At 65.9% G+C, this 10251-nt stretch carries 9 protein-coding genes and 3 pseudogenes; 4 read left to right on the forward strand and 8 right to left on the reverse strand.

Going from position 1 to position 10251, the window contains the following annotated elements; translation table 11 throughout:
* Positions 1 to 101: 101 nt before the first annotated feature.
* The 4 genes from GJ629_RS11325 to GJ629_RS11335 all read right to left on the reverse strand — a co-directional run bounded on the left by GJ629_RS11325 (position 102) and on the right by GJ629_RS11335 (position 3025).
* Positions 102 to 1001, reverse strand: coding sequence for a hypothetical protein (locus GJ629_RS11325; protein WP_231754600.1), 900 nt, complete (start codon positions 999 to 1001; stop codon positions 102 to 104).
* On the reverse strand, positions 998 to 1459 hold the full coding sequence (locus GJ629_RS17145; RefSeq protein ID WP_370515879.1) for an AAA family ATPase: 462 nt from the start codon (positions 1457 to 1459) through the stop codon (positions 998 to 1000). The genes GJ629_RS11325 and GJ629_RS17145 overlap by 4 nt, the downstream gene beginning before the upstream one ends.
* On the reverse strand, positions 1456 to 2661 hold the full coding sequence (gene mre11 / locus GJ629_RS11330; protein WP_157513170.1) for a DNA double-strand break repair protein Mre11: 1206 nt from the start codon (positions 2659 to 2661) through the stop codon (positions 1456 to 1458). The genes GJ629_RS17145 and mre11 overlap by 4 nt, the downstream gene beginning before the upstream one ends.
* Positions 2662 to 2758: 97 nt before the next feature.
* On the reverse strand, positions 2759 to 3025 hold the full coding sequence (locus GJ629_RS11335) for a helix-turn-helix domain-containing protein (RefSeq protein ID WP_157513171.1): 267 nt from the start codon (positions 3023 to 3025) through the stop codon (positions 2759 to 2761).
* Between the two features lie 182 nt (positions 3026 to 3207).
* On the opposite strand from GJ629_RS11335, the gene GJ629_RS11340 reads away from it, so the two are divergent.
* Complete coding sequence (locus GJ629_RS11340; RefSeq protein WP_157513172.1) at positions 3208 to 4422, forward strand: proteasome-activating nucleotidase; 1215 nt, start codon at positions 3208 to 3210, stop codon at positions 4420 to 4422.
* 549 nt (positions 4423 to 4971) lie between these two features.
* Here GJ629_RS11340 and GJ629_RS11345 read toward each other — a convergent pair.
* Positions 4972 to 6305: pseudogene (locus GJ629_RS11345) on the reverse strand (aminotransferase class III-fold pyridoxal phosphate-dependent enzyme).
* A 107-nt stretch (positions 6306 to 6412) separates the two neighbouring features.
* Positions 6413 to 6688, reverse strand: a complete 276-nt coding sequence (locus tag GJ629_RS11350) for a PadR family transcriptional regulator (RefSeq protein WP_157513173.1) — start codon at positions 6686 to 6688, stop codon at positions 6413 to 6415.
* A gap of 240 nt (positions 6689 to 6928) precedes the next feature.
* Here GJ629_RS11350 and GJ629_RS11355 point away from each other — a divergent pair, with 240 nt between their 5' ends.
* On the forward strand, positions 6929 to 7204 hold the full coding sequence (locus GJ629_RS11355; RefSeq protein WP_157513174.1) for an amphi-Trp domain-containing protein: 276 nt from the start codon (positions 6929 to 6931) through the stop codon (positions 7202 to 7204).
* A 189-nt stretch (positions 7205 to 7393) separates the two neighbouring features.
* Here GJ629_RS11355 and GJ629_RS16280 read toward each other — a convergent pair whose 3' ends face one another.
* The gene (locus GJ629_RS16280; protein WP_197428568.1) at positions 7394 to 7543 is read right to left on the reverse strand and encodes a hypothetical protein; all 150 of its coding nucleotides are present in this window, start codon (positions 7541 to 7543) and stop codon (positions 7394 to 7396) included.
* 81 nt (positions 7544 to 7624) lie between these two features.
* Between GJ629_RS16280 and GJ629_RS11360 the strand changes: the two genes are divergently transcribed.
* Positions 7625 to 8341 (forward strand): TFIIB-type zinc ribbon-containing protein, encoded by a 717-nt coding sequence (locus GJ629_RS11360; RefSeq protein ID WP_157513175.1) that lies wholly within the window; start codon positions 7625 to 7627, stop codon positions 8339 to 8341.
* Here GJ629_RS11360 and GJ629_RS11365 read toward each other — a convergent pair.
* Positions 8338 to 9230: pseudogene (locus tag GJ629_RS11365) on the reverse strand (bifunctional methylenetetrahydrofolate dehydrogenase/methenyltetrahydrofolate cyclohydrolase). The gene GJ629_RS11360 and the pseudogene GJ629_RS11365 sit on opposite strands and share 4 nt — an antisense overlap.
* Positions 9231 to 9375: 145 nt before the next feature.
* Here GJ629_RS11365 and GJ629_RS11370 point away from each other — a divergent pair.
* Positions 9376 to 10251 (forward strand): annotated as a pseudogene (locus GJ629_RS11370) (hypothetical protein); the annotation flags it as partial.

Raw genomic sequence — 10251 nt, forward strand, 5'->3', positions numbered from 1 at the left:
CAGGACCACGTCGACGCCGCCACCGTCGAGTCGTGCTGGGGCGAGGACTAACACTCGCCACGCCCGACGACCACCCGCACTCGACGCGTGCTGGGCGAGGACTAACACTCGCCACGCCGACGACACCTCCCTCTCTTACCATTCCTCGATTGCTCGCGGGGCACCCCTGATAGCCCGCCGCCCGTCCGCCAGCGCTCGCCGCTCTCGTGGGACGACGACCAGCTTCCCCCGACGTCGACCGGGGGCCGTCGGCAAAGGCGGTCCCGGAGCCGTTCCATCTCCTCGTCCAGTTCCGAGAGCGTCTCCCCGGGCGCTCGGGCCAGCGTCTCCTCGGTCGCCTCGATGTCGGCTTCCAGTTCGTCCGCTCGCTCGCGCTTCTGTTCGGCCTGCTCGTCGAGCCGCTGGGCCTCGGTCCGGTGGGACTCGGCCTCGCTGTCCGCTTTCTGTGCCGCGAGCCGATGGTCCTGTATCTCCTCGCCGAGTTCGTCGTCCCGTTCGTCCAACTCCGAGAGCCGCTGTTCGACGGTCTCTCGGTCCACATCGGTCGGGAGTTCCGTCTCTGCGAGGGCGGCCTCGGCGTCGGCCTCGTGTTCGTCGATGCGCTCTCGGTAGTCGCTGATTTCCTCGGCCAGCGACTCCCGGGTGCGTTCGCCCTCGGCGACGGCCTCCTGAAGGTCGGAGATTTCGGTCTCCAGCGTCGACAGTTCCTCGCGCTTTTCCTCGTACTCCGACAGTATCGACTCGGCCTCGTCGAGGGTCTCGACGGCGGACTCGCGGTTGTCCTCGTAGCGCTCTATCTCCTCGGCCACCGCCGAGAGTTCGGTCTCGACGACGTTCAGCCGCTCGGCGAGGTCCTTGTCGGCTTTGGCCTCGATCTGTTCGTCGATCTGTGCGAGAGCGCCCTGCTTGTCGTCCCTGACGCGGCCGACGCCGACGCGGGCGCTGCTGGCCCGCTCGCGGTACTCCTCCAGTTTCCCCAGCTGGAGGAGGTCATCGATCATATCCTGCCGGTCGCTCGCGGAGCGTTGATGAGTTTGTTCACCTCGCCCTGTCGGACGTACGCGCAGTTGACGAACGCCTCGTGGTCCATCCGGAGGAGGTCGGTCACCCGAGCGCGGACATCGCGCGCACCCTCGAACGTCGCCTCGGGGCCCTCCAGCACGCACTTGGCGGTGACCGGCCGTTCGCCGGTCGCGCGGATCCGCCGCTTGAGGTGGTACTCGCCCCCAGCGTGGGAGAACCACAGTTCGATTTCCGTCTCCTCGGCCCCGATGGTGACCACGTCGTCGAGGTTGCCGTCCAGCGCACGAGCGCCGTACAGCGCGAAAAAACAGGCTTCCAGCAGCGAGGACTTTCCGCTGCCGTTGACGCCGTGGATGACCGTCACACCGCTGTCGAGTCGGACGTCGGCGTCGCCGTAGCACTTGAAGTTGTGCAGGCGGACGCGGTCGATTCTCACAGGTACTCCTCCATCGTCGCTTGGTCGTCGGTCTGTCCGCCCTCGGCCTCGTCACCGGCAGTCGACTCCCCGTCGTCGGTGGGAGTCTCGGCGGACTCGAACGCCGCCGGGTCGGCCTCGTCGACGATTTCGCGGACCCGCTGTTCGACGGTGTCTGCGACCGTCGAGTCGGCTACTTTGCTCGCGCGGATGGTCTCGTCGATGTCCCGCGCGGCGGCGCTCAGCCCGAGGTCACGGATGCGCTCGGCGACGGCGTCGTCCGGGTCGGCGAAGCTCACCGTCGTTTCGGCGTCGGCCGCTATCTCCCGGCGGTCGTTGACCCGGGCGACCAGCGCACCGCGGTCGAGCGCGAACGTCTCTATCTCGCCGGGTGTGATCGGGTCGCCCTCGCCCTCGATAGCGACGATGACGACCGCGTCCTCGAGGTCGTGTTGCCCGACGCGCTCTTGAACGCGGTCGTGGCCCTCCCCGTCGGCCAGTTCCACGTCGACGAAGACGAACTCCCGCGTCGGCAGGCCGCGTCGGCGAATGTCGACGCCGTCGGTGAAGTCGACGAGGTTGTACCCCCGCTCGGCGCGTTCGGACGCGCTCGCCCGCTCTGTCGACCCGCAGTAAGTGAGCCACGTCCCGTCGACCTGTGTCTGTTTGGCCTCGTGGTCGTCGCCGAGGAGGACGGCGTCGAAGTCGACGGGCGAGGCGTCGAGAATCTCGGTGGCGTCCCAGTCGCCGTAGTCGAACGGCGCGAACAGGCCGTGGGAGACCAGCACGGCCGACTCGGCGTCGTGGGGTTCGAAGTCGTACTCCAGGGCGGCCCGCTGGGACTCGGGGACGAAGTCAAGCCCGTAGACGGCCACGTCACCGACGACGACGGGCGAGGACCCCAGACGCGTTGCGAACCCCAGCGACTCGTAGAGGTCCAGCCACTGGGCGTCGCGCTTGGTTTCGTGGTTACCGACGACAGCGAGGAAGGGGATCCCGGCGTCGTCCAGCGTCCGCAGGACCGACAGCGCGCCCATAATATCGGGGAGTCGCGGCTGGCGGTCGTGGAACAGGTCCCCAGCGTGGACGACGGCGTCGACGTCCTCGGCGATGGCGTCCTCGACGACGCGCTCGAAGGCTGCGAGGAAGTCCTGCCTGCGCTGGGGCTCGTGGTACTGCTGATAGCCCAGATGTGTGTCTCCGGTGTGGAGTACACGTGTCATTGCCGGGGGTATGCCAGCCCGGCGTTAGTGGTTCCGGGACCACGGTGAAAGTGAAGTGTGGTCGCAGTCTCGGGGCGCCGGGACCGCTACCGGACGGTCACTCGATGTCGAGGGTGTAGACGCGCTTGCGTGCGTCGGTGAACGAGAACCGCGAGTCGACGACGTCTATCTCCTCCAGTCGGTTCAGCGCGTACCGGACGGTCCGGGAGGGCAACAGCGTCTCCTCGGCGAGTTGGCTCTGAGTCAACTGCTCGTTGTACTCAAGCACTTTCGCGACCAGTTTCGCGCTGGGCGGCAACTCCGCGACGGCGTCCCAACCGCTCTCCGCCGGCGTCTCCACCTGCGTCTGTTCTGAGGTACTCATTACTACCCCATACCGGATACAGGATAATAATATTTTTGCTCTACTAATATTACCTTGGGGCATTTGCGGGTGACGATCCGACGGTCGGCAGCTCGCCGAGAGACCGCCGTACGGCGGCCGAGAGCGGCAGTCCTAGACCCTACCCGAAACCTCTTATGGTCACATCTGCTAGTGGGGAAGCAATGACTGATACCGTCGACAACGTCGATCTCCCCTACGACGAGGACGCCTCACAGCAGGAGAAGATCGAGGCGTTGCGGGAGCGACTGGAGGTCCTAGAGTCCCAGAACGAGGAGATGCGGGACAAGCTGCTCGACGCCAACGCGGAGAACAACAAGTACCAGCAGAAGCTCGAACGGCTGACCCACGAGAACAAGAAACTCAAGCAGTCCCCGCTGTTCGTCGCCACCGTCCAAGAGCTCACTGGCGAGGGCGTCATCATCAAACAGCACGGCAACAACCAGGAGGCCCTCACCGAGGTCACCGAGGAGATGCGCGAGGACCTCGAACCGGACGACCGCGTCGCCGTCAACAACTCCCTCTCCATCGTCAAGAGCCTCGACGACGAGACGGACGTCCGTGCCCGCGTGATGCAGGTCGACGAGTCCCCCGGCGTCACCTACGGCGAGATCGGTGGTATCCAAGAACAGATCGAGGAAGTTCGGGAGACCGTCGAGATGCCCCTGAAGAACCCCGGCATGTTCGACGACGTGGGCATCGACCCCCCGAGCGGCGTCCTGCTGTACGGCCCGCCCGGTACCGGCAAGACGATGATGGCCAAGGCCGTCGCCAACCAGACCGACGCGACGTTCATCAAGATGGCCGGGTCGGAGTTGGTCCACAAGTTCATCGGCGAGGGCGCGAAGTTGGTCCGCGACCTGTTCGATCTGGCTCGCCAGCACGAACCCGCCGTCATCTTCATCGACGAGATCGACGCCATCGCCGCCAAACGGACCGAATCGAAGACCTCCGGCGACGCCGAAGTCCAGCGCACGATGATGCAACTGCTCTCGGAGATGGACGGCTTCGAGGAGCGCGGGGACATCCGCATCATCGCCGCCACCAACCGCTTCGACATGCTGGATCGGGCTATCCTCCGCCCCGGCCGCTTCGACCGCCTCATCGAAGTCCCCAAACCCGACGCCGAGGGCCGCGAACAGATCTTCCAGATCCACACGCGCAGCATGAACCTCGCCGAGACCGTCGACTTCGCCTCGCTGGCCGAAGAGACCACCGAAGCCTCCGGCGCGGACATCAAGGCCATCTGTACCGAGGCCGGGATGTTCGCCATCCGCGACGACCGCACCGAGGTCTTAGAGCAGGACTTCGTCGACGCCTGGGAGAAGATCCAGCAGGAAGAGACCGACGACGAAGACGTGTCCCGTACCTTCCACTGAAAGCCCTCGAACGGCCTTGGCAGGCCGTTCTCGCCCTTTTCATTTCCGCCAGGACGCATTGCGGAGCCGCGCCGACGGCGCGGCATCCGCCCCGGGTTACGCCGGAAGACTCGCGTCGCTCGTCTTCCGAGCTCTGGCTCGCGTCGCTCGCCAGAACGCCGACGCTTTCTGTAGTCGCGCGCGGAACTGCAGCTCGCGGCTATCGCCGCTCGCGTCTCCGGGCGCGGAGCGCCCGGCCCGCGACGACTCCCCTCACTCCTCCCCGGGGCGCGCCATATCGGCGCGCCCGGGCGTCCTGACCGCTACCGCGCGTCCGGGCGTCCAATTCGCTACAGCGCGCGCCAGCCCGAGCCCCCGATCTGCGGCACCGAAACCACTGTCTCGAAGTGCCCACGACGACCTGTTCGACTCCGGACTAGAGCGCGGACTTCCTCCGGTAATCGGTCCGTAGTCCTGCGAGAACATCGATGAACGATACTGTCGTTCAGATGAGAAAGTATTTAATTCCCTGCTGAAACGTTCGAAACGCGCCCTCCAAGCGACACGCCGTCACGACAGCGTCGACTCGACGGCCTCGACGAACGCCTCCGCACCGATTTCGACTTCGCGTTCGGTCACGTCCAGCGGCGGGAGCAGTCGGATGGTGCTGTACCCCGCTCCGAGAGTGAGGAGGCCGTTCTCGAAGGCCGTCCGCTGGACCGCCTCCCGACGCTCTTTGGTGTCGAACTCCACACCGATCATCAGCCCTTTCCCGCGCACTTCTTCGAGGACCGAATCGGGGACTCCAGCACGGAGTCGCTCCCGGAGGTCCCGGCCGCGTTCGACGGCGTTGTCCATCAACCCCTGCTCGCGGATGATGTCGATGGTGAGCGTCCCCTGTATCGAGGCGACGATGTCGCCGGCACCCCACGTCGAGGAGAGGCGACTCTTCTCGTCGGGGAAGACATCGGCCGAGGCGACTGTCGCACCCACGCGCAGGCCCTTCGCGGCGGTGATGACCGACGGTTCGATAGCGTAGTGGTCGCTGGCCCAGAGTTTCCCCGTCCGCCCCAGTCCGGACTGTATCTCGTCGGCGATGATCGGGATGTCGTGGGTCTCGGCGATGTCGGCCACTTCGTTCATAAACGCGTTGCTGGGGAGGTAGTAGCCGCCCTCGCCCTGAATCGGTTCGAGGATGATGTACGCGACGGCGTCGGGGTCGACCGACCCGCGCTTGGGGTGGAGCATCCGCCGCAACTGGGATGTGTCGCCGGCGAAGAAACCACAGGAACACGAGGTTGGGTCACAGCCCTCGTCCCGGCAGAACGGGACGGACTCGATGCCGCTTATCTCGGGGAACCCGCGGCGGTAGACGCCCTTCGAGCGGTTCAGCGAGAGGGCGCCGAGCGTCCGACCGTGGAACGCGCCATCGAAGGTGATGCCGTACTCCCCACCCGTGTGGTCGTAACATATCTTGATGGCGTTCTCGACGGCCTCGGCGCCGCTGTTCGAGAGGAAGACCGTGTCCATCCCGTAGTGGTCGGTGATATCGGTCAACCGCTCCATCAGTTCCGTCGGGCCGGGCAGCGAAGAGTCGCCGGCGCTGACGTAGAAGTCCTGTCCGGCTATCTTCAACGGGTCGACGAGGTCGAACTCGGCCATCCGGTCTAACAGTGTGGGATTGTTGTACCCGAGCGGTGCCGCGCCGACGTGACCGGCGAAGTCCATCAGGACGTTGCCGTCCGGATCCGTACAGAACGGGCCGACGCGTCGGCGGTGTGGTCCCAGACGAACTCGTAGACGTGGGTGCTCGTGGCCGCGTGTTCGCTCGTTTGGTCGACCCACGCGCGCGCCCGGTCGCCGGGCATCGTCGTGACCTCGGGTGTGGCCGTTGCGCGGTCCATAGCCGATAGTAGGGCCACCAGCGGATTAAGTGTGTGGCGTGCCCACACGGACCGGAACAGGTCGGTATCGAAGAGAACGACCGCTATCGGCGTTCGGGCAGGAGCGACTACAGGTCGACGTACTGCTGTTCCCACTCACGGCGCGCGTCTATCTCTCGGCGACCACGACGTGTCAAGCTATAGTAGTTCGTCCGCCGGTCACGCTGTCCCTTCTCGACGAGGCCCTTGTCGACGAGGGTGTCGAGGTTGGGGTAGAGACGCCCGTGGTGTATCTCTTTCTCGTAGTACTCCTCGAGTTCCTCCTTGATCGCCAGCCCGTGTGGTTCCTCTTTCCCCGCGATGACATATAGGAGGTCACGCTGGAATCCTGTCAGGTCGTACATCGGTAATGTCCACATCGTAGTTACTGTCGAGATAGCATAAGTATACCGGATCGTAGGAATTGCCGGAGATCGGAGAGGGCACTGAAACCGACGGAGCGACGGTTCGAGGACACCGAATAGGCCCGAGAAGCCATCCGGAGTTCGTCCGAACGGTCGGCGTAACTACAGTGATAGGTTCATCTGACGAGCGGTGACGGTGTCAGCCCATACCGTTATCATCTCGGACGGAGTAGTGATAGTATGGTCGAACGAGTACTCTTCAAGTCCGAACAACACGCCACCCGCGCCGACGTCGCCGACTACCTCCGATCCGTCGCCGACAAACTAGACGACGGCGGCCCGATAACTCTCGAACAGGGCACCGACAGCGTCACGCTGACCCCGCCAAACACCGTCGAGTTCGAGGTCAAGGCCGAACACGAGGGACCGGAAGAGGCCGGCGAACACAGCATCGAACTGGAGATGGAGTGGGATGTCGGCGCGGACGGGGCTGACGAGTCGCTAGATATCTCCTGAACCGGCGCGGCGCTGTCGCTCGGTGTCGAGTTACGAAACGAGTGGAAAGCGGACGCGTGGGGTGAAAAGAGCCCACGCGTTCGCTTGCCGCCCTGAATTGGTCCCCGCTGACGCTTCGGCCCTCCAAGCGAAGCGTCACCCGAAACTGGTGGACCTAATCACTTAAACCTACCGACAGCGGGCGAACCGCTAGAGGTGCTCTTCCTCCTCTAACACCCATCCGAGGGCGTGACGGTAGTGGCTGAACAGCTTCCGGACGCCCTCGTGGCGCATCTCCTGGCTCTCTAACTCCTCGGTGAGGAACTCGTACTGCTCCCGGATCTCCGCTTGGTCGCGCATACTCGAATCGTGGGCCGCCAGCGGGGTATAGCTCCCGGCGGTGTCCGACCGTTTTTTGCCGCTGTCGGCGTAGGGTGGGATATGAAGATCCGGGGCGAACGCGAGTGTCGAAACTGCGGCAACCGGTGGTCGTACTACGAGACGGGGTCGGTGACCTGCCCGTCGTGTGGGAGTATGCGGAGCGTCGGCGTCGACGACCACACCGAACACACCGACAACCCCGCGACGCTCGACCTCGCGGCCGCGAGGGCGGCCCTCGACGGCCCGGACGGAATCGAGGAGGCCGCGAGGAGCGCCGCGGACGCCGCCGGCGAGTACGTCCGGACCCGCGGGTTCATCCGGGGCGGCGAGATGCAACCGCTCGACGCTACCTTCGTCGCCGCCGTCGACCTCCGCCTCGTCGGCAACGAACTCGCCCGGAGCCTCCGTGTCGAGGACGAGGAACAACTGTACTTCCTGTCGCTGCTCCGCGGTGCCGACGCCGGCGAGCGACCGCCGAGCGCGGAGGTCCCAGCCTCGCTCGTCCCTATCCGGGGTCTCGTCGCCGCGACGGCCACCGACCACTACCGACGGGACCTGAAACGCTACCTCGACGACCACCCCGACCCCGACGCCCGGACGGCGATGGGGTCGCTGCTCGACCACAAGAAACGGATCGAGGCGCTGGACGGCGACGTACCGCTGGACACCTCGGACCGACTGCTGGGGGCGGTCACCGACCTCAGCCACTACGTCGCCTACGGAGACACCGATGCCCTCGCGTCGGCCCGGGAACGGATCGACGACCTCGGCAGTTAGGGCAACTCGACGTCGACGCCGTCCTGCCGGGCCGCGGCCTTGACCGTGTTGTACAGCAACATCGCGCGGGTCATCGGCCCGACGCCGCCGGGGACCGGCGTGATGGCGCTGGCTTTCGCCTTCGCGCTCTCGAACTCGACGTCGCCGACCAGTTCGTACCCCTTCTCGGTATCGGCATCGACGCGGTTGATACCCACGTCGACGACGACGGCACCCTCGCCGATCATCTCGCCGTCGATCATCTCGGGGACGCCCGCCGCGGCGACGAGGATGTCCGCCCCGCGGGTCTTCTCGGCGAGGTCCTCGGTCCGGGAGTGACACACCGTCGTCGTCGCGTTGCCGCCCGCGGCCTTCTGGATCAGGAGGTTCGCCATCGGCTTGCCGACGATGTCCGAGCGACCGACGACGACGCGTCTTTGCCCTCGGTGTCGACGCCGACGGATTCGATGAGTTTCTGGATTCCGTGGGGGGTACACGGCTTGTACCGGGCGTCGCCAGCGACGAGTCGGCCGACGTTCTCGGGGTGGAAACCGTCGACGTCCTTCTCGGGGTCGATAGCGCGCAGGACCGCGCGCTTCTCGACGTGGTCCGGCGTCGGCATCTGGACGAGGATGCCGTCGACGTCGTCGTCTTCGTTCAGTTCGTCGATAGTGTCGAACAACTCCTCGGCCGGCGCGTCGGGGTCTATCTCGATGTCGACGGCCTCGATGCCGACCTCCGCGCAGTCGTCCTGTTTCATCGAGACGTAGGTCTGGCTGGCCGGGTCGTCGCTCATCAGGACCGTCGCGAGCGTCGGCGTCGTTCCCGCGGCATCGAGCGTGTCGATGCTCGATGCGAGGTCGTCACGGATCGACTGGGCGACGGCGTTGCCGTCGATGATGTCCGTCATTACGTCGAAGTTCGCCGGCGCCCCGGAAAAGCGTCACTATACCCGGGGACCGTGTCCCACGCCGCCAGAAGGCCTATTGTCCGGCAGGAGGTATGCCGGGTATCGTGCGACATCTACTCACGGCCGCCGCGACGCGGGGCGCGCGGTGACCGACCACAGTAGGCGGGCGGTCCTCGGCGCGGCGGCCTGTGGCGCGGCCGGGTCGCTTTCCGGATGCTCGCTGTTCGAACCCGAGGACGACGGGACGGCGACGCAGTCTCCGGCGAGCGTGCGCGGACGCTGGCCGACCGGTTCGCGCCGGCGATATACTTCGACACCGACGAGCGGTGGTTCCCGACCGACCCCCGGCAGTTCGAGAGCGACCGCGACGGCGAGACGGTCGTCGACGGCTTCGACGCCCTGAACGGCTACGTCGAGGCCGGCGGCCACACCGACCCACCCCAGCCCCGTGTGTTCTACCGCGTCCTCGAGTACGACGCCTCGCCGCTGGCCGTCGTTCAGTACTGGGTGTACTCGGCGTTCGACCAGTTCACGACGAACTTCCACTGGCACGACTGGGAACTGCTACAGGTGTTTCTCGACACCGACAGCGGCGACCCGCAGTTGTACGTCGCCAGTTCCCACTCCCGGTCGGTGCCGAACAACGAACACCTCGACCCCACGGGCGAGAGGCGGCCGCGGGTCCTCTCGGAGTTGGGCTCACACTCGAGCGGCCTCTCGGTCAACGACGACGCCGACAGCTTCCAGCGTCTCGCCGTCGGCGACGGCCTCGCGGACATCACCAACAGCCTCCTCGAGGGGGTCGAGAACGTCGCCTCGATTCCGCTGGCCTACGGCCTCCCCAGAGACGAGGGGTTCAGGCTTCCATTCGCCGTCCCGGAACTCGACGGCGACCCCATCTACGACCACGACCGCCTGCCGTCGGTCACCGCCGAGGACCTCGTCCCCGCGGAACTGACCGTGCGGTCGTTCGAGGACCTTCGGTCGCCGCCGACGGACCTCCCCCGAACGGTCGACCGGC

The sequence above is a fragment of the Halapricum sp. CBA1109 genome (assembly GCF_009741825.1).
Lineage (GTDB): Archaea > Halobacteriota > Halobacteria > Halobacteriales > Haloarculaceae > Halapricum.

Bases quoted from the DNA above. Each gene is read 5' to 3' on its own strand.
- GJ629_RS11325 (WP_231754600.1), bottom strand. From the start codon at position 1,001: ATGATCGATGACCTCCTCCAGCTGGGGAAACTGGAGGAGTACCGCGAG.
- mre11 (WP_157513170.1), bottom strand. From the start codon at position 2,661: ATGACACGTGTACTCCACACCGGAGACACACATCTGGGCTATCAGCAG.
- GJ629_RS11335 (WP_157513171.1), bottom strand. From the start codon at position 3,025: ATGAGTACCTCAGAACAGACGCAGGTGGAGACGCCGGCGGAGAGCGGT.
- GJ629_RS11340 (WP_157513172.1), top strand. From the start codon at position 3,208: ATGACTGATACCGTCGACAACGTCGATCTCCCCTACGACGAGGACGCC.
- GJ629_RS11350 (WP_157513173.1), bottom strand. From the start codon at position 6,688: ATGTACGACCTGACAGGATTCCAGCGTGACCTCCTATATGTCATCGCG.
- GJ629_RS11355 (WP_157513174.1), top strand. From the start codon at position 6,929: ATGGTCGAACGAGTACTCTTCAAGTCCGAACAACACGCCACCCGCGCC.
- GJ629_RS16280 (WP_197428568.1), bottom strand. From the start codon at position 7,543: ATGCGCGACCAAGCGGAGATCCGGGAGCAGTACGAGTTCCTCACCGAG.
- GJ629_RS11360 (WP_157513175.1), top strand. From the start codon at position 7,625: ATGAAGATCCGGGGCGAACGCGAGTGTCGAAACTGCGGCAACCGGTGG.